The sequence below is a fragment of the Pseudoxanthomonas sp. JBR18 genome (assembly GCF_028198165.1).
In the GTDB taxonomy this organism is placed as follows: Bacteria; Pseudomonadota; Gammaproteobacteria; order Xanthomonadales; family Xanthomonadaceae; genus Pseudoxanthomonas_A.
In genome coordinates this window covers 2,675,261-2,696,510 of record NZ_CP116339.1, presented here as the reverse complement: position 1 = coordinate 2,696,510, position 21,250 = coordinate 2,675,261, and the positions used below count along the sequence as shown (strand labels likewise).

The window sequence follows — 21,250 nt, the reverse complement described above, 5'->3', positions numbered from 1 at the left end:
GGCTTTCGGCTTCTTTGGCGGCAATCCACCGCTAAGTAGCGCCTAGATGGCGCCTCGGGCCTTGAATCTCAAGGCCCGGCATTGCGATTACCAGCGATAGTGCGCGAAGGCCTTGTTGGCTTCGGCCATACGATGGGTTTCTTCACGCTTCTTGACGGCGCCGCCGCGGTTCTCGGAGGCATCCAGCAACTCGGCAGCCAGCTTGCGCGGCATGGAGTTCTCGCCACGCTTGCGGGCGGACTCGATCAGCCAACGCATGGCCAGGGCCAGGCGGCGCGACGAGCGCACTTCAACCGGCACCTGGTAGGTGGCACCACCGACGCGACGGGACTTGACCTCGACGGCCGGAGAGATGTTCTCCAGGGCCTTCTCGACCAGCTCCAGCGGGTTCGGATTCTTTTCGCCGATGACGTCCATCGCGCCGTAGACGATCTTCTCGGCCACGGACTTCTTGCCGCTCAGCATCACCATGTTGATGAAGCGGGCGATGGTCTGCGACCCGTGCTTCGGATCGGGCAGGATGGTGCGCTGCGGCGCGGAACCTTTACGAGACATGTCTTATTCCCTTAGCTCTTCGGGCGCTTGGCGCCGTACTTGGAACGGGCCTGGCGGCGCTTGGCGACGCCCGCGGCGTCAAGCGAGCCACGCACGGTGTGGTAACGCACACCCGGCAGGTCCTTGACGCGACCGCCACGGATCAGCACCACGGAGTGCTCCTGGAGGTTGTGCCCTTCGCCACCGATGTAGCTGATGACTTCTTCCTGATTGGTCAGGCGCACCTTGGCCACCTTGCGCAGCGCCGAGTTCGGCTTCTTGGGCGTGGTGGTGTAGACGCGCGTGCAGACGCCGCGGCGCTGCGGGCAGTTCTCGAGTGCCGGCGAGGCGCTCTTGTAGGTCGTCGCCTGCCGCGGCTTGCGGACCAGCTGGTTGATCGTTGCCATCTTTGGATTCTTTGAATGAAGGCCGTGACGCCGGGCCTTGTGCGTGAAAACGACGGCAGGCCGTAGAAGCGGCCTGCCGAGACAGGAGAGTATAGCGGGCTTGAGAATTCGTCGTCAACCGACGCCTGCTCATGCCGTCTGGTCCATCCTGGGACCGGGACACGGGGCGCATCCAGCGCCCCCTTCCACTTGGTCCGGGACGGCCCTGAGGCCGCCCGGCAACTTGCGACTGCTTACTGCTGCTCGGCGCCGCTTTCCGATTCGGCCTCACCGGCCTCGACTACCGTTTCGGCAGCGGCCGACCCAGACAGGGCGGCCATTTCCGACTCGGTCAGACCCGAGGCATTGCGACGGCGCTGACTGTGGTAGGTCAGGCCGGTACCGGCCGGGATCAGGCGGCCGACGATGACGTTCTCCTTCAGGCCGCGCAGGCCGTCACGGGTTCCGCGCACGGCGGCCTCGGTCAGCACGCGCGTGGTCTCCTGGAAGGAGGCCGCGGAGATGAACGATTCGGTCGCCAAGGAGGCCTTGGTGATGCCCAACAGGACCGGATCGGACTGAGCCGGCAGCTCGTTGCGGGCCACCAGCTTGGCGTTCTCCTCGATCATGCGCTGCTTCTCGACCTGCTCGCCAGCCAGGAACTTGCTGTTGCCCGCATCGGTGATTTCCACCTTGCGCAGCATCTGACGGGTGATCACCTCGATGTGCTTGTCGTTGATCTTCACACCCTGCAGGCGGTAGACGTCCTGGATTTCCTTGACCAGGTAGGCGGCCAGCGGCTCGACACCCAGCAGGCGCAGGATGTCCTGCGGGCTCGGCTCGCCGTCCACGATCGTCTCACCCTTGGCCACGTGCTCGCCTTCGAACACGATGATCTGGCGGAACTTGGGAATCAGCTCCTCGTGCTCGGTGCCGTCGGTGTCCTTGATGATCAGACGCTGCTTGCCCTTGGTGTCCTTGCCGAAGCTGATGATGCCCGAGCGCTCGGCCAGGATCGCCGGATCCTTGGGCTTGCGTGCCTCGAACAGGTCGGCCACGCGCGGCAGACCACCGGTGATGTCGCGGGTCTTGGACGCTTCCTGCGGCACCTTGGTCACCACGTCGCCCACGCCGACGGCCGCACCGTCCTGCAGGTTGACGATCGAGCGCGGCGGCAGCAGGTACTGCGCCGGCAGATCGGTGCCCGGGATGTTCAGGTCATTGCCGTCCTTGTCCACGATGCGCACCAGCGGACGCAGGTCCTTGCCCTGCGAGCCACGACGCTTGGGATCGGTGATCTCGCGCGAGGCCAGACCGGTCAGTTCGTCGGTCTTCTCGATGACGGTGATGCCGTCGACGAAATCCACGAAGCGCACGAAACCGGCCACTTCCGACACGATCGGGTGGTTATGCGGATCCCAGTTGGCCACGGTCTGGCCAGCCTTGACCGCATCGCCGTCCTTGACGGTGATGTTGGCGCCGTAGGTCAGCTTGTAGCGCTCGCGCTCGCGGCCATGGGCGTCGAGCACCGACAGCTCACCCGAACGCGACACCGCCACCAGCGAGCCGTTGGCGTGCTCGACCGACTTGAGGTTGTTGAACTTCACCGAACCGGTGGTCTTGACCGTGATGTTGTCCACCGCGGCGGCACGCGAAGCGGCACCACCGATGTGGAACGTACGCATGGTCAGCTGGGTGCCGGGCTCGCCGATCGACTGGGCGGCGATGACGCCGACCGCTTCGCCGATGTTGACGATGTGGCCACGGGCCAGGTCGCGACCGTAGCAATGCGAGCACACGCCGAACTCGGACTGGCAGGTGATCGTCGAACGCACCTTCAGCGTCTGCACGCCGGCGTCCTCGAGCTTCTGCACCCAGGCTTCGTCCAGCAGGGTGTTGCGGGTGACGATCGGATCCTCATCGTCGCCAGGCAGGTACACGTCCTCGGCCACGATGCGGCCCAGCACGCGCTCGCGCAACGGCTCGACCACGTCGCCGCCTTCCACGATCGGGGTCATGGTCAGGCCTTCGCTGGTCCCGCAGTCGACCTCGGTGATCACCACGTCCTGGGCCACGTCGACCAGGCGACGGGTCAGGTAACCGGAGTTGGCGGTCTTCAGGGCGGTATCGGCCAGACCCTTACGGGCGCCGTGGGTGGAGTTGAAGTACTCCTGCACGTTCAGGCCTTCGCGGAAGTTCGCCTTGATGGGCGTCTCGATGATCGAGCCATCCGGACGGGCCATCAGGCCGCGCATGCCGGCCAGCTGGCGGATCTGCGCCTGGCTACCACGGGCACCGGAGTCGGCCATGATGTACAGCGAGTTCATGGACTTCTCGTTGATGGTCTCGCCCTTGGCGTTTTCCACCTTGTCGGTACCGATGGTGTCCATCATCGCCTTGGCGATGCGCTCGTTGGTGCGCGACCAGATGTCCACGACCTTGTTGTAGCGCTCGCCGGCGGTGACCAGACCGGACTGGTACTGCTCCTGGATCTCCAGCACTTCCTGTTCGGCTTCGCCCAGGATGCCCTTCTTCTCATCCGGGATGACCATGTCGTCGATACCGATCGACACGCCCGCGCGGGTGGCGTAGTGGAAGCCGGTGTACATCAGCTTGTCGGCGAACACGACCGTGTCCTTCAGCCCCAGACGACGGTAGCTGGAGTTGATCAGGCGCGAGATGTTCTTCTTGGTCAGGTCGGTGTTGGCCAGCGCGAAGGGCAGGCCCTCGGGCAGGATTTCGGCCAGCAGCGCGCGCCCGACCGTGGTCTCCACGATCGAGGTCTTCTTCTCGCGGCCACCCTGCTCGTCGATCACCGTCTCGGTGATGCGCACCTTGACCTTGGCGTGCAGCTGCACGACACGGTTGTCATAGGCGCGCTTCACCTCGGCGATGTTGGCGAACACCATGCCCTCGCCTGCCTTGTTCTCCAGCGAGCGGGTCATGTAGTACAGGCCCAGCACCACGTCCTGCGAGGGCACGATGATCGGCTCGCCGTTGGCCGGCGACAGGATGTTGTTGGAGGACATCATCAGCGCACGCGCTTCCAGCTGGGCTTCCAGCGAGAGCGGCACGTGGACGGCCATCTGGTCACCGTCGAAGTCGGCGTTGAAGGCGGTACACACCAGCGGGTGCAGCTGGATGGCCTTGCCTTCGATCAGCACCGGCTCGAACGCCTGGATGCCCAGGCGGTGCAGGGTCGGGGCGCGGTTCAGCAGCACCGGGTGCTCGCGGATGACTTCTTCCAGGATGTCCCAGACCTCGCCTTCCTCGCGCTCGACCAGCTTCTTGGCGGCCTTGATCGTGGTGGCCAGGCCGCGACGCTGCAGCTTGGCGAACACGAACGGCTTGAACAGCTCCAGCGCCATCTTCTTGGGCAGGCCACACTGGTGCAGCTTGAGGTACGGGCCGACCACGATGACCGAACGGCCCGAGTAGTCCACGCGCTTGCCCAGCAGGTTCTGGCGGAAGCGGCCCTGCTTGCCCTTGATCATGTCGGCCAGCGACTTCAGCGGGCGCTTGTTGGTGCCGGTGATGGCGCGGCCGCGACGGCCGTTGTCCATCAGGGCGTCAACCGACTCCTGCAGCATGCGCTTTTCGTTGCGCACGATGATGTCCGGGGCATTGAGCTCCAGCAGGCGGCGCAGACGGTTGTTGCGGTTGATGACGCGGCGGTACAGGTCGTTCAGGTCGGAGGTCGCGAAGCGGCCGCCGTCCAGCGGCACCAGCGGACGCAGGTCCGGCGGCAGCACCGGCAGCACGGTCATGACCATCCATTCCGGACGGTTGCCCGACTCCAGGAACGCCTCGACCAGCTTGATGCGCTTGGTCAGTCGCTTGAGCTTGGTCTCCGAACCGGTGGCCGCGATTTCCTCGCGCAGCTTGACCATCTCGGCCTGCAGGTCGATGTGGCGCAGCAGTTCGAACACGGCCTCGGCGCCCATGGCGGCGTCGAAGTCGTCACCGTGCTCCTGGCGCGCGGTCATGTACTGCTCTTCGGTCAGCAGCTGGCGGCTTTCCAGCGGGGTCAGGCCCGGCTCGGTCACCACGTAGGCTTCGAAGTACAGCACGCGCTCGATGTCGCGCAGCGTCATGTCCAGCATCAGGCCGATACGCGAGGGCAGCGACTTGAGGAACCAGATGTGGGCGACCGGCGAGGCCAGGTCGATATGGCCCATGCGCTCGCGGCGCACCTTGGCCAGGGTCACTTCGGTGCCGCACTTTTCGCAGACCACACCGCGGTGCTTCATGCGCTTGTACTTGCCGCACAGGCACTCGTAGTCCTTGATCGGGCCGAAGATGGCCGCGCAGAACAGGCCGTCACGCTCCGGCTTGAAGGTGCGGTAGTTGATGGTTTCCGGCTTCTTCACTTCGCCGAAGGACCACGAGCGGATCAGGTCCGGCGAGGCCAGCGCGATCTTGATCGCGTCGAAGTCCAGGGTCTGGCGCTGCTGGTTGAAGAGGTTGAGCAGGTCTTTCATTTTGGTTCTCCCTCAGGAGGAATGCTTGTCGATGGACTGGTCGAAAGGGGACGTTCCGGCGCGGCGACAGGGCCACCGCGCCGGCAGCGCGATCAGTTGTCTTCCAGCTCCATGTTGATGGCCAGCGAGCGGATTTCCTTCACCAACACGTTGAAGGATTCCGGCATGCCCGCGACCATCTCGTGTTCGCCATCGACGATGTTCTTGTACATCTGGTTGCGGCCCTGCACGTCGTCGGACTTGACGGTCAGCATTTCCTGCAGGGTGTGCGCCGCGCCGTAGGCTTCCAGCGCCCAGACTTCCATTTCACCGAAGCGCTGGCCACCGAACTGCGCCTTGCCGCCCAGCGGCTGCTGGGTGACCAGGGAGTACGGGCCGGTCGAACGGGCGTGCATCTTGTCGTCGACCAGGTGGTTGAGCTTGAGCATGTGCATGTAGCCCACGGTCACCTTGCGCTCGAAGCCCTCGCCGGTGCGACCGTCGTAAAGCTGGGTCTGGCCGCTGGTCGGCAGGTCGGCGAGCTGCAGCATGTGCTTGATCTCGCTCTCGGCCGCGCCGTCGAACACCGGGGTCGCCATCGGCACACCATCGGTCAGGTTCTTGGCCAGGGCGATCAGCTCATCGTCGCTGAACTGCGACAGGTCCACGCGGTCCTCGCCCAGCTTCTGGTCGTGGTTGTAGATCTGCGCCAGGAAGGCGCGCAGGTCGTTGACCGCGGCCTGCGCTTCCAGCATGCCCTGGATCTTGCGACCCAGGCCCTTGGCGGCCCAGCCCAGGTGGACTTCCAGCACCTGGCCGATGTTCATGCGCGAAGGCACGCCCAGCGGGTTCAGCACGATGTCCACGGTCTCGCCGGTGGCCATGTACGGCATGTCTTCCACCGGCACGATGGTCGACACCACACCCTTGTTGCCGTGGCGGCCGGCCATCTTGTCGCCCGGCTGGATGCGGCGCTTCACGGCCAGGAACACCTTGACCATCTTCAGCACGCCCGGAGCGAGGTCGTCACCGGCGGTGATCTTGCCGCGCTTGTCGGCGAAGCGACGCTCGAACTCCTTCTCGTGCACCTGGATCTGCTTCTGGGCGCGCTCGATGGCGTCTGCGGCGTCGTCATCCTTCATGCGGATGGCGAACCAGTCGGACTTCTTCAGGCCGTCCAGGTAGGCGTCGGTGATGGTGTCGCCCTTCTTCAGGCCGGCACCGCCGTTGGCGACCTTGCCCACCAGCTGCGTCTTGAGACGCGCGAAGATCGCGTTCTCCAGGATGCGGAACTGGTCGTCGAAGTCCTTCTTGACGCGCTTGATCTCCGAATCCTCGATCTGACGCGCGCGCTTGTCCTTCTCGATGCCGTCGCGGGTGAAGACCTGCACGTCGATGACCACGCCGTCCATGCCCGGGGGCACGCGCAGCGAGCTGTCCTTCACGTCCGAGGCCTTCTCGCCGAAGATCGCACGCAGCAGCTTTTCTTCCGGGGTCAGCTGGCTCTCGCCCTTCGGCGTGACCTTGCCGACCAGGATGTCGCCGGCACGCACTTCGGCGCCGATGTACACCACGCCGGACTCGTCGAGACGGTTCAGCGCGCTCTCCGAGACGTTCGGGATGTCGGCCGAGATCTCTTCCGGTCCCAGCTTGGTGTCGCGCGCCTGGACGGTCAGCTCTTCGATGTGGATCGTGGTGTAGCGATCCTCTTCCACCACGCGCTCGGAGAGCAGGATGGAGTCTTCGAAGTTGTAGCCGTTCCAGGGCATGAACGCGATCAGCATGTTCTGGCCCAGGGCCAGTTCGCCGATGTCGGTGGACGGGCCGTCGGCCAGCACGTCGCCGCGCGCGACCACGTCACCCACGTTCACCAGCGGGGTCTGGTTGATACAGGTGTTCTGGTTGGAGCGGGTGTACTTGATCAGGTTGTAGATATCCACGCCGGCATCCTGCTCGCCGACGATCTCCTCTTCGTTGACCTTGACCACCACGCGAGCCGCGTCGATCTGCTCGATCACGCCGCCGCGACGGGCATTGACCGTCACGCCCGAGTCGCGCGCCACGGCGCGCTCGATGCCGGTGCCGACCAGCGGCTTCTGCGAACGCAGGGTCGGAACGGCCTGGCGCTGCATGTTGGCGCCCATGAGCGCGCGATTGGCGTCATCGTGCTCCAGGAACGGCACCAGCGCCGCGGCGATGGAGACGGTCTGCATGGGCGAGACGTCCATGAAATCCACGTCCGCCGGCGGCTTGAGCAGCGACTCGCCCTGGAAGCGGCACGGTACGAACAGCTCGGTCAGCCTGCTCTTGGAGTCATGCAGCGCATTGGCCTGGGCGATGACGTACTCGTTTTCCTCGATCGCCGACAGGTACTCGATCTCGTCGGTGATCTGGCCGTCCACGACCTTGCGGTACGGCGTCTCCAGGAAGCCGTAGGCGTTGGTGCGGGCATACACCGCCAGCGAGTTGATCAGGCCGATGTTCGGGCCTTCCGGCGTCTCGATGGTGCAGACGCGGCCGTAGTGGGTCGGGTGCACGTCGCGCACTTCGAAGCCGGCGCGCTCGCGGGTCAGGCCGCCCGGGCCCAGAGCCGAGACGCGGCGCTTGTGGGTGACTTCCGACAGCGGGTTGTTCTGGTCCATGAACTGGGACAGCTGCGAGGAGCCGAAGAACTCCTTGATCGCGGCGGCCACCGGCTTGGCGTTGATCAGCTCCTGCGGGGTCAGGCCTTCGGACTCGGCCATCGACAGGCGCTCCTTGACCGCGCGCTCGACGCGGACCAGGCCCACGCGGAACACGTTCTCGGCCATTTCGCCGACCGAACGCACGCGACGGTTGCCCAGGTGGTCGATGTCGTCGACCACGCCGCGGCCGTTGCGGATCTCGGTCAGGACCTTGATCACTTCCAGGATGTCCGAGCTCTCACCGTTGGTGGCGACCAGACGCTTGGACTCTTCGTCGTTGCGCACGCTGTAGTACTTGTGGTCGTACAGCACCGACTCGCCGGTGGTTTCCTTGCGGCCCACGCGACGGTTGAACTTCATGCGGCCGACGCTGGACAGGTCGTAGCGCTCGAAGGTGAAGAACAGGTTGTGGAACAGGTTCTGCGCGGCGTCCTTGGTCGGCGGCTCGCCCGGACGCATCATGCGGTAGATCTCGACCAGCGCCTCGAGCTGAGTCTTGGTCGGATCGATGCGCAGGGTGTTGGACAGGTACGGACCGCGGTCCAGATCGTTCACCCACAGGGTGCCGACGGTTTCCACGCCGGCCTTGCGGAACGCAGCCAGCTGGTCGTCGGTGATCTCGTCATTGGCGTTGGCCAGCAGTTCGCCGGTGGCAGCGTCGACCACGTCGTGCGAGAGGATGCGGCCGACCAGGTACTCGTCGGGCACGCCCAAGCCTTCGATGCCGGAGGCTTCCAGCTGCTTGACGTGACGCGCGGTGATGCGCTTGCCGGCTTCGACGATGACCTTGTCGCCATCGGCCAGGTCGAAGTTCAGCGTCTCGCCGCGCAGGCGCTCGGGCACCAGCTCCAGCTGCACGCCTTCCTTGGGATCGATGTGGAAGGTGTTGATCTCGAAGAACTGGTTGAGCATCTCCTCGTTGGAGTAGCCCAGCGCACGCAGCAGGATCGAGACCGGCAGCTTGCGGCGACGGTCGATACGGGTGAACAGCGCGTCCTTCGGGTCGAACTCGAAGTCCAGCCAGGAGCCGCGGTAAGGAATGATGCGGGCGCTGTACAGCAGCTTGCCCGAGCTGTGGGTCTTGCCACGGTCGTGGTCGAAGAACACACCCGGCGAACGGTGCAGCTGCGAAACGATGACGCGCTCGGTGCCGTTGACGATGAAGGTACCGTTGTCGGTCATCAGCGGGATTTCGCCCAGATAGACCTCCTGCTCCTTCACGTACTTGATCGCCTTGGTCGACGACTCACGGTCGTAGATCACCAGGCGCACGGTCACGCGCAGCGGCGCGCCGTAGCTCATGCCACGCTGGCGGCACTCGCGCTCGTCGAAGGCCGGCTCGCCGAGCTTGTAGCCCACGTACTCCAGGGCGGCGTTGCCCGAGTAGCTGGCGATCGGGAAGACCGACTTGAGGGCGGCGTGCAGGCCACGGTCGTCGCGCTTGGCGGCGTCAACGTGCTCCTGCAGGAACTCGCGATAGGAATCGACCTGGATGGCGAGCAGGAACGGGACCTCGAGGATCGACCGCTGCTTGCCGAAATCCTTGCGGATGCGCTTCTTTTCGGTGAACGAGTATGTCGTCGACATGGGACATTGCCTCTGGCATCTGGGGGCCACGCGTCCGTGACCCCGGGGAACATTCTTTCGAATGGGAAGAACTGTCAGTTGGAAGTCGCTGGTATTGCCGGCACCAGCACGCCATCTCCCGCTACTTCCAACTACCAACTCGTGGATTTTTGGCCACCGCTTGGATGGCGAAACTACGACTGCTAGTTGTGTACCGCCTACCGCACTTCAACAACGACCGAAGGCCAGGGGCTTTCGCCCCCGGCCTTTGGATGTCGCCGATGGAACTAAGGCGACGGATTTTGATTACTTCAGCTCGACGGTCGCGCCAGCGGCCTCGAGGTCCTTCTTTGCCTTCTCGGCGTCTTCCTTCGACAGGCCTTCCTTCAGGACGCCACCGGCCTCGGTGAGGTCCTTGGCTTCCTTCAGGCCCAGGCCGGTGATGGCGCGGACAGCCTTGATGACGTCGACCTTCTTGGCGCCGGCTTCCTTCAGCACGACGTTGAACTCGGTCTGCTCTTCGACGGCAGCGGCCGGGCCGGCGGCGGCAGCCACGGCAACCGGGGCGGCGGCGGAGACGCCGAACTTGTCTTCGATCGCCTTGACCAGCTCCATGACTTCCATGAGGGTCTTTTCAGCGATGGCGTCGACGATCTGTTCGTTGGACAGGGACATTGTGATTACCTTCGGTCAATATTCTGGAATGGGTTACGGGAATTAAGCCGTTTCAGCCGGGGCTTCTGCCTCGGCCGGCGCTGCTTCGTCGCCACCGCCCTGCTTGTCGGCCACGGCCTTGACGGCGCGGGCGAACATCGTGGCGGGTTCGGCCAGCGCACGGGCCACCATGGCCAGGGCCTGGTCGAGCGTGGGCAGCGAAGCCAGCACGTCGACGTGGCTGGCCGGGTACAGCTGGCCACCGACGGCGACCACCTTGGCCTGCAGCTTGTCGTTGCTCTTGGCGAATTCCTTGATCAGGCGACCGGCGGCGCCGGGCTCCTCGGTCGAGAACGCGTACAGCAGCGGGCCGACCAACGAGTCCTTGGTGCACTCGTATTCGGTACCTTCCACTGCACGGGCGGCCAAGGTGTTCTTGACGACCCGCAGGTACACGCCGGACTCGCGCGCCTGCTTGCGCATCGCGGTCATCTGGGAGACCGTGGTGCCTGCGTACTCGGCGGCGATCAAGGAGTGCGCCTTGGCGGCGACTTCTGCCAGCTCGGCGACAACTTCTTGCTTCTGGGACAGATTGAGAGCCATTAATCACTCCTCTTGTGAACTCCGCTCACGGCTCCTGCCGTTTGCGGTCCAGGGCAGCATCCATCCTGGACGCCGGGGATGCCTTCGCATCCCAACTGGTGGCCTTATCACCCGGCCCCCGAAACGGGAAACCAGAAAAACCGATGAAGGCGGCACCATCTGCGCGGGCTGGCATCAAGCCAATCAAGCAGTCCCGCTAACGCCGACGCCGAATCCTTGCCAGGACCGAGCTTCCCTGCCCGTCGTCGGAGCGCGCTGACCGCACCTGCGGTCTTTGACGGCTTTCTTCGGGCCTTGCAGCCCTCCGATCGCCCTCAAGCACAACCCCGGTGGCAGGTCGCCCCGCCACCGGTTACAGCATTACTTCAGGCTCAGCGAGGACTGGTCCACGGTCACGCCGGGGCCCATGGTCGAGCTGAGCGAGATCTTCTGCAGGTACTGACCCTTGGCGGTGGACGGCTTGGCCTTCACCAGGTCGGCCAGCAGCGCCTGCAGGTTGGTCTTCAGCGCGTCGTCCTCGAAGGACGCCTTGCCGATGGTGCAGTGGATGATGCCCGCCTTGTCGGTGCGGTAGCGCACCTGACCGGACTTGGCATTCTTCACCGCTTCGGCCGGATTCGGGGACACGGTGCCGACCTTGGGGTTCGGCATCAGGCCGCGCGGACCCAGGAGCTGGCCCAGCTTACCCACCACGCGCATGGCGTCCGGGGTGGCGATGACCACGTCGTAGTTCAGATCGCCGGCCTGCATCTTCTCGGCCAGGTCGTCCATGCCGACCGCTTCGGCGCCGGCAGCCAGGGCCTCGTCGGCCTTCGCGCCAGCCGGGGCGAACACGGCCACGCGGACCGACTTGCCGGTACCGGCGGGCAGCACGGTCGAACCGCGCACCTGCTGGTCGGACTTCTTCGCGTCCACGCCCAGGCGGACGGCCACGTCGATGGACTCGACGAACTTGGCCTTCACGGCGCCCTTCAGGATCTGCAGGGCCTCGTCAACGGCGTAGGCCTTGCCCGGGGCCACGGCGGCCAGGATGGCCTTCTGTCGCTTGTTCATTGCCATTGTCTTTAGCCCTCGACCGTCAGACCCATGGAACGGGCCGAGCCCGCAATCGTACGCACCGCGGCGTCCAGGTCGGCCGCCGTCAGGTCGGGCTCCTTCGCCTTGGCGATCTCTTCCAGCTGGGCCCGGGTGACCTTGCCCACCTTTTCGGTGTTCGGACGCTTGGAACCGGACTGGATGCCCACGGCCTTCTTCAGCAGGATCGACGCCGGCGGCGTCTTGGTGATGAAGGTGAAGGTACGGTCCGAATAGGCGGTGATCACCACCGGAATCGGCAGACCCGGCTCGAGCTTCTGCGTGGCGGCGTTGAACGCCTTGCAGAACTCCATGATGTTCAGGCCGCGCTGACCCAGCGCAGGACCGACCGGCGGCGAGGGATTGGCCTGACCGGCCTTCACCTGCAGCTTGATGTAACCAATGACTTTCTTTGCCATTTCAATGCTCTCCGGGTGCTAGCGCCTGGAAGACAGGCTCCCCATCGGATCGGGAAAATCACGCGTCCCGACATCGCGTTTCTCGTCGCGCGAAAGGCCGCCCTCGCGGGCGGCCAGTGCGGATGCCCGGCTCGACCGGACAGGGAGCCGCGCACTATAGCAGGTTTTGAGGCCTCTCGCGCAACGCGCCAGAGGCCAGGGGAATTCAGGCCTTTTCGACCTGGCCGAATTCCAGCTCCACCGGGGTCGAGCGGCCGAAGATGAGCACGGCCACGCGCAGGCGGCTCTTCTCGTAATTGACTTCCTCGACCACGCCGTTGAAGTCGTTGAACGGGCCATCGACCACGCGCACCATCTCGCCGGGCTCGAACAGCACCTTGGGCCGGGGCTTTTCGACACCTTCCTGAACACGATCCAGGATGGCGGCCGCCTCTTCGTCGCGAATCGGGAGCGGGCGATCGGCCGTGCCGCCAATGAAGCCCAGCACCTTGTTGGTGTCCTTCACCAGATGCCAGGACTCGTTGTCGATGCGCGGAATGCCGGCCTCGTCCTGGGTCTCGATCTGGACCAGCACGTAGCCGGGAAAGAACTTGCGCTCGGAACGCCGCTTCTGGCCGGCACGCATTTCCACGACCTCTTCGGTCGGGACCAGCACGTCGCCGAAGCGCTCTTCCATGCCATCGCGCACGATGCGGTCGCGCAGCGCCTGCGCCACGGACTTCTCGAAGCCTGAATAGGCATGTACCACGTACCAACGCTTCACTGCGACGCTCTCCTCAACGGCCCATCGTGAACAGTTTCTCGACCATCCATTGGATGACGAAATCGAAGCCCGCCAGAATCAGGCTGAGGATCACCACGACCACCATGACCACCCAGGTCATCCGCAGCGATTCTTGACGGGTTGGCCACACGACTTTGCGCAGCTCGAAACGCGACTCGGACAGGAACTCGACCGTGTCCTTGCCCTTGGCGGTCGCGATGAAGACCGCGGCACCGGCCACCAGACCGACCACGACGGCCAGCGCACGCAACGGCGTGGCCCACTGTCCGGCGAACCACCACCACACCACCAGCCCAGCCACCACCAGCGCGGCCGCCGCCACGTACTTGGCGATATCGCCACCGGACGTACCTGTCGCCGTCTTGGATTGTTGGATCTTGCTGTTCATTGAAGTCGGGTGTGCCGCCTTGCACTGCGCCGCCGCCTGCGGCGACGGAACTTACGGGGCAGTGGCACGCCAGGAGGGACTCGAACCCCCAACCTGCGGTTTTGGAGACCGCTGCTCTGCCAATTGAGCTACTGGCGTACGGAACCTGCTGAAAGTGTTGCCCTTAGACGGCGAAGGCGGACCGAGGTTCCCGGCCCGCCATTCGCGTCACTTCCGGCGATGCGGGATCGCCGGATCGCTGGACCTAAAGCTTACTTGATGACCTTGGCCACCACGCCGGCGCCGACCGTACGACCACCTTCGCGGATCGCGAAGCGCAGGCCGTCGTCCATCGCCACCGGGTTGATCAGGGTGACCTTCATCTTCACGTTGTCGCCCGGCATCACCATCTCGGTGCCTTCCGGCAGCTCGATCGCACCGGTGATGTCGGTGGTGCGGAAGTAGAACTGCGGACGGTAGCCCTTGAAGAACGGGGTATGACGGCCACCCTCGTCCTTGGACAGCACGTACACCTCGGCCTCGAACTCGGTGTGCGGGGTGATCGAACCCGGCTTGGCCAGCACCTGGCCGCGCTCGACGTCGTCACGCTTGGTGCCGCGCAGCAGCAGACCGGCGTTGTCGCCTGCCTGGCCCTGGTCCAGCAGCTTGCGGAACATTTCCACGCCGGTCACGGTGGTCTTCTGGGTCGGGCGGATACCGACGATCTCGATTTCCTCGCCCACCTTGATCACACCGCGCTCGATACGACCGGTCACCACGGTGCCGCGGCCGGAGATCGAGAACACGTCTTCCACCGGCATCAGGAAGGTCTTGTCCACGTCGCGCTCGGGCGTCGGGATGAAGGTGTCCAGCGCCTCGACCAGCTTCAGGATCGCCGGCACGCCGATCTCGCTCTGGTCGCCTTCCAGCGCCAGGCGGGCCGAACCGTGGATGATCGGGGTGTCATCGCCCGGGAAGTCGTACTTGCTCAGCAGCTCGCGCACTTCCATTTCCACCAGCTCGAGCAGCTCGGCGTCGTCCACCATGTCGGCCTTGTTCAGGAACACGACGATGTACGGCACGCCGACCTGACGCGACAGCAGGATGTGCTCGCGGGTCTGCGGCATCGGGCCGTCGGCGGCCGAGCACACCAGGATCGCGCCATCCATCTGGGCCGCACCGGTGATCATGTTCTTCACGTAGTCGGCGTGGCCCGGGCAGTCCACGTGGGCGTAGTGGCGGTTGTCCGATTCGTATTCCACGTGCGCCGTGGAGATCGTGATGCCGCGCGCCTTCTCTTCCGGCGCCGCATCGATCGACGAATAGTCCTTGAACTCGCCACCGAAACGCTCAGCACCCACCTTGGTCAGTGCGGCGGTCAGCGTGGTCTTGCCATGGTCAACGTGACCGATGGTGCCCACGTTCACGTGCGGCTTGGTGCGCTCGAACTTACCCTTTGCCATGGCTGCTTATTCTCGGATCGTTAGATAAGAGGATGAAACGTACTGCTTGGATGGTGCTCACGAAAGGAATCGAACCTTCGACCTCCTCCTTACCAAGGAGGTGCTCTACCGACTGAGCTACGTGAGCGTGAAACCTGGCGTTGCCGCGATACAACTGGCGACGATGGAGCAGATGTTCAATGGAGCGGGAGACGGGAATCGAACCCGCACCATCAGCTTGGAAGGCTGAGGTTCTACCGTTGAACTACTCCCGCGCCGGGGCACCGCAACAACACGAAACGCTTGGTGGAGGGAGGTGGATTCGAACCACCGAAGGCGTAAGCCAGCAGATTTACAGTCTGCCCCCGTTGGCCGCTTGGGTATCCCTCCGGATGACGCTTGTGTCCGGCCTTTCGGGCCGGGGTGAAACAGCCGGTGATTCTGGCGTGAGATCCGCGGGCTGTCAACGACTGCGCGCGATTTTCCACCAGGCCCACCGCTGCGCCCGAAGCGGACGCATCCTCGCCTTGGAGGCGAGTCCTCACGGCGGCCGGCCGTGGGGGCGCGCATTGTGGCAGGCAACCGCGCCGACGGGAAGCACCTTGATGCTGCCCCGCAGCGTGCACCTTGCCGGCGCGCACGTCAGCCTGCCCCGCTTTTGCCCCGCCGCACTCCGTGTGGCGCACGATCCAACAGGACCTCATGAGCCCGGATTTCAGTTTCGACCTCGGTGAAGACATCGACCAACTGCGCAGTGCCGTGCGCGATTTCGCCTCCCGCATCATCGCGCCACTGGCTGACACGGCCGACCGCGACAACGCGTTTCCCAACGCGCTGTGGCCCCAACTGGGCGAGATGGGCCTGCTGGGCCTGACCGTGGAGGAGGAGTACGGCGGCAGCGGCTTGGGGTATCTGGCCCACGTGGTGGCCATGGAGGAAATCTCCCGCGCCTGCTCAGCCATTGGGCTGTCCTACGGAGCCCATTCCAACCTGTGCGTGAACCAGCTGCGCAAGAACGGCACGGCGCAACAGAAGTCACGCTATCTGCCAGGGTTGGTGAGCGGCGAGCACATCGGCGCGCTGGCGATGAGCGAGGCCGGTGCGGGCTCTGACGTGGTGGGCATGAAATTGCGTGCGGACAAGCACGGAGATTGCTACGTGCTCAACGGCAGCAAGATGTGGATCACCAACGGGCCGGATGCGCACACGCTGGTGGTCTACGCCAAGACCGATCCGCAGGCCGGTCCGCGCGGGATCACCGCCTTCATCGTCGAGCGTGGTTTCAAGGGATTTTCCACCGCACAGAAGCTGGACAAGCTGGGCATGCGCGGGTCCAACACCTGCGAACTGGTGTTCAACGACTGCGAGGTCCCCGAGGAGAACATCCTGGGCGGTCTCAACCAGGGCGTGAAGGTGCTGATGTCCGGCCTGGACTACGAGCGCATCGTGCTCTCCGGGGGCCCGCTGGGCATCATGGCTGCCAGCCTGGACGCGGTGCTGCCCTACGTGCGCGAACGTCGTCAGTTCGGTCGGCCGATCGGCGAGTTCGAGCTGATGCAGGGCAAGCTGGCCGACATGTACGTCGGCTTCAACGCCTGCCGCGCCTACGTGTACGCGGTGGCCAAGGCCTGTGACCGCGGCGAAACCACGCGCAAGGATGCGGCCGGGGCGATCCTCTACAGCGCCGAGAAGGCCACTTGGATGGCCGGCCAGGCCATCCAGGCCCTGGGCGGCAACGGCTACATCAACGAATACCCCACCGGCCGCCTGTGGCGCGATGCCAAGCTGTACGAGATCGGCGCGGGCACGTCGGAGATCCGGCGCATGCTGATCGGCCGCGAGCTGGTCGGAACCAAGGCTTAAGGACATCGGCATGGGCGTGATTGTTTCGAAATTGCGGACCGACGATGCGGCGTTCCAGGCCAATCGCACGGCCCTGCAGGCCCAGGTCGACACCCTGCGCGAGCGTGTGGCCCTCACGGCGCGGGGGGGCAGCGAGGCTGCCCGCGCCAGACACACCGGGCGCGGCAAACTCCTGGCGCGCGAGCGCATCGACACCCTGCTCGACCCCGGCGCGCCGTTCCTGGAACTGGCCCCGCTGGCCGCCCACGGCATGTACGAGGACCAGGTGCCCTGCGCCGGGGTAGTCGGCGGCATCGGCCGCGTGCAGGGGCGCGAGTGCGTGATCCTGGCCAACGACGCCACGGTCAAGGGCGGTACCTATTACCCGATGACGGTCAAGAAGCACCTGCGCGCGCAGGAGATCGCCCGAGAAAACCACCTGCCCTGCCTGTATCTGGTCGATTCGGGCGGCGCGTTCCTGCCGATGCAGGACGAGGTGTTCCCCGATCGCGAGCACTTCGGCCGGATCTTCTACAACCAGGCCCAGCTCTCGGCTGCCGGCATCCCGCAGATCGCCTGCGTGATGGGCTCATGCACCGCTGGCGGCGCCTACGTGCCGGCGATGAGCGATGAGACCATCATCGTGCAGGGCCAGGGCACGATCTTCCTGGGGGGCCCGCCGCTGGTGAAGGCCGCCACCGGCGAGGTGGTCAGTGCCGAGGATCTGGGCGGCGCGGACGTGCATACCCGCCTGTCCGGCGTGGCCGACCACCTGGCCGAAAACGATCACCACGCCCTGGCCCTGTTGCGCGACATCGTCGGCCACCTCGGCCCGCGCCGCCCGCCGGCGCTGGTGCCACAGGCGGTCGAGGAACCGCGCTACGACCCGGCCGAGGTGTACGGCGTGATCCCCGCCGACACGCGCAAGCCCTACGACGTGCGCGAAGTCATCGCACGCATCGTCGACGGCTCGCGGCTGGATGAGTTCAAGGCGCGGTACGGCACCACGCTGGTGACCGGCTTCGCCCATATCCACGGCTATCCGGTGGGCATCGTGGCCAACAACGGCATCCTGTTTTCCGAAAGCGCGCTCAAGGGCGCGCATTTCGTCGAGCTGTGCTCGCAGCGCGGGATTCCCCTGGTGTTCCTGCAGAACATCACCGGCTTCATGGTCGGCCGGGCCTATGAAAATGGCGGCATCGCCAAGGACGGCGCCAAGCTGGTCACGGCGGTGGCGACCACGGCCGTGCCCAAGTTCACCGTGCTGATCGGCGGCTCCTACGGCGCAGGCAATTACGGGATGTGCGGTCGCGCGTATTCGCCGCGGTTCCTGTGGAGCTGGCCGAATTCGCGTATTTCGGTCATGGGTGGCGAACAGGCCGCCAGCGTCCTGGCGACCGTGCGCCGCGACGGGCTTGAAGCCCAGGGCAAGACATGGGCCGCCGAGGACGAGGACGCGTTCAAACAGCCGATCCGCGAGCAATTCGAGGCGCAATCCGATCCGTACTACGCCAGCGCGCGGCTGTGGGACGACGGCATCGTCGATCCGGCCCAGACCCGCCGCCTGCTCGGCCTGGGTCTGGCGGCCGCCGCCCATGCCCCCATCTCCGACACGCGCTTCGGCGTGTTCCGCATGTAAGGCCGGCCATGGACGCTTCCCTTCTCCAATGCGAACACCGCGGCGCGACGCTGACCCTCTGGCTCAACCGGCCCGAGGTGCACAACGCCTTCGACGAACACCTGATCGCCGCGCTCACCGAGGCGCTGCGCGCCGCCGACGCTGATTCGGCCGTGCGCGTCGTCGTGCTGGCCGGGCATGGCAAGAGCTTCTGCGCCGGCGGCGACCTGGACTGGATGCGGCGCATGGCCGGTTTCAGCCACGAGGACAACCTGTGCGATGCCGGCGCGCTGGCGACGATGCTGGCCACGCTCGCCGGCCTGTCCAAGCCAACCATCGCCCGCGTGCACGGCGCGGCCCTGGCCGGCGGCACCGGGCTGGTGGCCGCCTGCGACATCGCCATCGCCACACCCGAGGCGCGCTTTGGCACGACCGAAGTGCGACTGGGCCTGATTCCGGCCACGATCAGCCCCTACGTGATCCGCGCGATCGGCGCGCGTGCGGCGCAACGCTATTTCCTCACCGGCGAGCGCTTCGACGCGGCCCAGGCACTGCGACTCGGGTTGCTGCATGAGGTATGCGAGGCGGACACCCTGGACGCGCGCGTGCAGGCCTTGGCCGAGGACCTGCTCGCCGGCGCGCCGCAGGCCCAGGCCGACTGCAAACGCCTGGTCGCCGACGTGGCCGGGCGCGGCATCGACCCGGCGCTGATCGACGACACCACCACCCGCATCGCGCGTGCCCGCGGCAGCGCCGAGGCGCGCGCAGGCATCGCCGCGTTCTTCGACAAACGTGCCCCGGACTGGAGGTCCTGACGGTGTTCGGCAAACTTCTGATCGCCAACCGCGGCGAAATCGCCTGCCGCGTCATCGCCACCTGCAAGCGGTTGGGCATTGCCACCGTCGCGGTGTATTCCGAGGCCGACGCCAACGCGCGGCATGTGCGTCTGGCAGACGAGGCGGTGTGCATCGGCCCGGCGGCGGCGCGCGAGAGCTACCTGCGCGCGGACAGGGTCGTCGAGGCCGCGCGCGCCACCGGCGCGCAGGCCGTCCATCCCGGCTATGGCTTCCTGTCGGAGAACGCGGACTTCGCCCGCGCCTGTCAGCAGGCCGGACTGGTCTTCGTCGGACCGCCGGTGGCGGCCATCGAGGCGATGGGCTCCAAATCGGCGGCCAAGGCGCTGATGCAGGCCGCCGGAGTGCCCCTGGTCCCTGGTTATCACGGCGACGACCAAACCCCTGCGCTGCTGCGCGCGGAGGCGGCGCGTATCGGCTATCCGGTGCTGATCAAGGCCAGCGCCGGCGGCGGTGGCAAGGGCATGCGCGTGGTCGAGCGCGAGACGGATTTCGACGCCGCCCTGGCCTCGTGCCGGCGCGAAGCGTCCGCCAGCTTCGGCGATGACCGGGTGCTGGTGGAGAAATACCTGGTGCGTCCCCGCCACATCGAGGTGCAGGTGTTCGGCGACACGCAAGGCAGCGTGGTGCACCTTTACGAGCGCGACTGTTCGGCCCAGCGCCGACACCAGAAGGTGATCGAGGAAGCCCCCGCGCCCGACATCAGCGCGACCTTCCGCGCGGCCATCGGCCAGGCCGCCGTGGAGGCGGCCCGCGCGGTGGGCTATGTCGGCGCGGGCACGGTGGAGTTCATCGTCGATGCCGACGGCGCGTTCTACTTCATGGAAATGAATACCCGGCTGCAGGTCGAGCACCCGGTGACCGAGCAGGTCACCGGACTGGATCTGGTCGAATGGCAGCTACGTGTAGCGGCAGGTGCGCCGTTGCCGCTGGCGCAGGACCAGATCACCCTGCACGGCCATGCGATCGAGGTGCGCCTGTACGCCGAGCAGCCCGAGCGCGGCTTCCTGCCGTCGACCGGCACGCTGCAGCAGCTGGCCTTTCCCCCCGCCTCGGCGCATGTGCGCGTCGATTCGGGCGTGGACGCAGGCGACATGATCGGTGCCGATTACGACCCGATGATCGCCAAACTGATCGCCTGGGACAGCACCCGCGCTGGCGCGCTCGCACGCATGCGCAGCGCCCTGGCCCAGACCCGAATCGCCGGGGTCGGCAACAACCTGGCGTTCTTGTCGCGTCTGGTGGACAACCCGCAGGTGCGCGCCGGCGGGTATGACACCGGCTTGATCGAGCGCGAGCTGGCCGAGCTGCTGCGCCCGGATCCAGTGACCCCGGCACTGCTGGCCCTCGCCAGCCTGCATGTCCTGCTCGCCGAGCAGCGCCAGGCCGCCGCACTGGCCGCCGCGGCCGGCAATCCGTCCTCGCCATGGGCGATCGCCGATGGCTGGCGCGCCAACGGCCACGCCCGTCGCAGCTTGCGCTTCGACGAGGCTGACGGCACGTCCCACACCGTGCAGGTCGAGCAGCACGCCGGCGGTGTCTGGCGCCTGGATGGTGTGTCGGTGCGCGTACTGGAGGTCCACGACGACCACCTGCTTCTGGCGGCCGGCGCGCACACCGTGCAGGGACATGTCGTAACTGACGACGCGGGGGCGCTGGCGGTCATCACGGCAGACGCCCGCGTCCGCCTGCAGCCATACGTGCCGCTGGCGCACCAGGCGGGCATCGCCGATACCCGAGGTGGCCTGGTGGCGCCCATGCCGGGCCGGATCATCGCGGTCATGGCCGAGGCCGGCGCCGAGGTTGCTGCCGGCGCCCCGTTGCTGGTCATGGAAGCCATGAAGATGGAATACACGGTCAGCGCACCGGCGGCCGGCACCGTCACCGCGCTGCTGTGCAAGGTCGGTGACCTGGTGGCCGACCAGGCGCCACTGGTCGAGTTCGAGGTCGCCGCGTGAGCGCC

The 21,250-nt window shown here is 65.9% G+C and carries 15 protein-coding genes and 4 tRNA genes; 4 read left to right on the top strand and 15 right to left on the bottom strand.

Annotated elements, in window-relative coordinates; all coding sequences use genetic code 11:
• Nucleotides 1–87: 87 nt before the first annotated feature.
• The 15 genes from rpsG to PJ250_RS12045 form a co-directional block, all read right to left on the bottom strand.
• Entirely contained in the window at nt 88–555 is a 468-nt protein-coding gene (rpsG, locus tag PJ250_RS12115) for a 30S ribosomal protein S7 (RefSeq protein ID WP_271644803.1), read from the bottom strand.
• An 11-nt stretch (nt 556–566) separates the two neighbouring features.
• Nucleotides 567–941, bottom strand: a complete 375-nt coding sequence (gene rpsL / locus PJ250_RS12110) for a 30S ribosomal protein S12 (RefSeq protein ID WP_271644801.1) — start codon at nt 939–941, stop codon at nt 567–569.
• 233 nt (nt 942–1,174) lie between these two features.
• The gene (gene rpoC, locus PJ250_RS12105) at nt 1,175–5,401 is read right to left on the bottom strand and encodes a DNA-directed RNA polymerase subunit beta' (RefSeq protein WP_271644800.1); all 4,227 of its coding nucleotides are present in this window, start codon (nt 5,399–5,401) and stop codon (nt 1,175–1,177) included.
• 92 nt (nt 5,402–5,493) lie between these two features.
• On the bottom strand, nt 5,494–9,651 hold the full coding sequence (gene rpoB / locus PJ250_RS12100) for a DNA-directed RNA polymerase subunit beta (protein WP_271644799.1): 4,158 nt from the start codon (nt 9,649–9,651) through the stop codon (nt 5,494–5,496).
• Nucleotides 9,652–9,936: 285 nt separating this feature from the next.
• Nucleotides 9,937–10,305 (bottom strand): 50S ribosomal protein L7/L12, encoded by a 369-nt coding sequence (gene rplL, locus PJ250_RS12095; protein WP_271644798.1) that lies wholly within the window; start codon nt 10,303–10,305, stop codon nt 9,937–9,939.
• Between the two features lie 42 nt (nt 10,306–10,347).
• The gene (gene rplJ / locus PJ250_RS12090) at nt 10,348–10,887 is read right to left on the bottom strand and encodes a 50S ribosomal protein L10 (RefSeq protein ID WP_271644797.1); all 540 of its coding nucleotides are present in this window, start codon (nt 10,885–10,887) and stop codon (nt 10,348–10,350) included.
• Nucleotides 10,888–11,247: 360 nt separating this feature from the next.
• Nucleotides 11,248–11,946, bottom strand: coding sequence for a 50S ribosomal protein L1 (gene rplA, locus PJ250_RS12085; RefSeq protein WP_271644796.1), 699 nt, complete (start codon nt 11,944–11,946; stop codon nt 11,248–11,250).
• A gap of 5 nt (nt 11,947–11,951) precedes the next feature.
• Entirely contained in the window at nt 11,952–12,380 is a 429-nt protein-coding gene (gene rplK / locus PJ250_RS12080; RefSeq protein ID WP_271644795.1) for a 50S ribosomal protein L11, read from the bottom strand.
• 205 nt (nt 12,381–12,585) lie between these two features.
• Nucleotides 12,586–13,143: a transcription termination/antitermination protein NusG gene (gene nusG, locus PJ250_RS12075; RefSeq protein ID WP_271644794.1), complete on the bottom strand. Its 558-nt coding sequence runs from the start codon at nt 13,141–13,143 to the stop codon at nt 12,586–12,588.
• A 13-nt stretch (nt 13,144–13,156) separates the two neighbouring features.
• Nucleotides 13,157–13,552, bottom strand: a complete 396-nt coding sequence (gene secE / locus PJ250_RS12070; RefSeq protein WP_271644793.1) for a preprotein translocase subunit SecE — start codon at nt 13,550–13,552, stop codon at nt 13,157–13,159.
• Between the two features lie 62 nt (nt 13,553–13,614).
• Nucleotides 13,615–13,690, bottom strand: a tRNA-Trp gene (locus PJ250_RS12065).
• A 113-nt stretch (nt 13,691–13,803) separates the two neighbouring features.
• Nucleotides 13,804–14,994, bottom strand: coding sequence for an elongation factor Tu (gene tuf / locus PJ250_RS12060; protein ID WP_271644792.1), 1,191 nt, complete (start codon nt 14,992–14,994; stop codon nt 13,804–13,806).
• Between the two features lie 51 nt (nt 14,995–15,045).
• Nucleotides 15,046–15,121, bottom strand: a tRNA-Thr gene (locus tag PJ250_RS12055).
• Nucleotides 15,122–15,174: 53 nt separating this feature from the next.
• A tRNA-Gly gene (locus PJ250_RS12050) sits at nt 15,175–15,248 on the bottom strand.
• A 29-nt stretch (nt 15,249–15,277) separates the two neighbouring features.
• Nucleotides 15,278–15,363: transfer RNA gene (locus PJ250_RS12045), tRNA-Tyr, on the bottom strand.
• Nucleotides 15,364–15,675: 312 nt separating this feature from the next.
• On the opposite strand from PJ250_RS12045, the gene PJ250_RS12040 reads away from it, so the two are divergent.
• From PJ250_RS12040 to PJ250_RS12025, 4 genes are read left to right on the top strand one after another with little or no spacing between them, the layout of a single operon-like run.
• A complete protein-coding gene (locus tag PJ250_RS12040) occupies nt 15,676–16,836 on the top strand; it encodes an isovaleryl-CoA dehydrogenase (RefSeq protein ID WP_271644791.1) in 1,161 nt (386 codons plus the stop codon).
• Nucleotides 16,837–16,846: 10 nt separating this feature from the next.
• Complete coding sequence (locus tag PJ250_RS12035; RefSeq protein ID WP_271644790.1) at nt 16,847–18,454, top strand: carboxyl transferase domain-containing protein; 1,608 nt, start codon at nt 16,847–16,849, stop codon at nt 18,452–18,454.
• A gap of 8 nt (nt 18,455–18,462) precedes the next feature.
• Nucleotides 18,463–19,248, top strand: coding sequence for an enoyl-CoA hydratase/isomerase family protein (locus PJ250_RS12030; RefSeq protein WP_271644789.1), 786 nt, complete (start codon nt 18,463–18,465; stop codon nt 19,246–19,248).
• A 2-nt stretch (nt 19,249–19,250) separates the two neighbouring features.
• A complete protein-coding gene (locus tag PJ250_RS12025) occupies nt 19,251–21,245 on the top strand; it encodes an acetyl-CoA carboxylase biotin carboxylase subunit (protein ID WP_271644788.1) in 1,995 nt (664 codons plus the stop codon).
• The last annotated feature ends 5 nt before the right edge of the window (nt 21,246–21,250 follow it).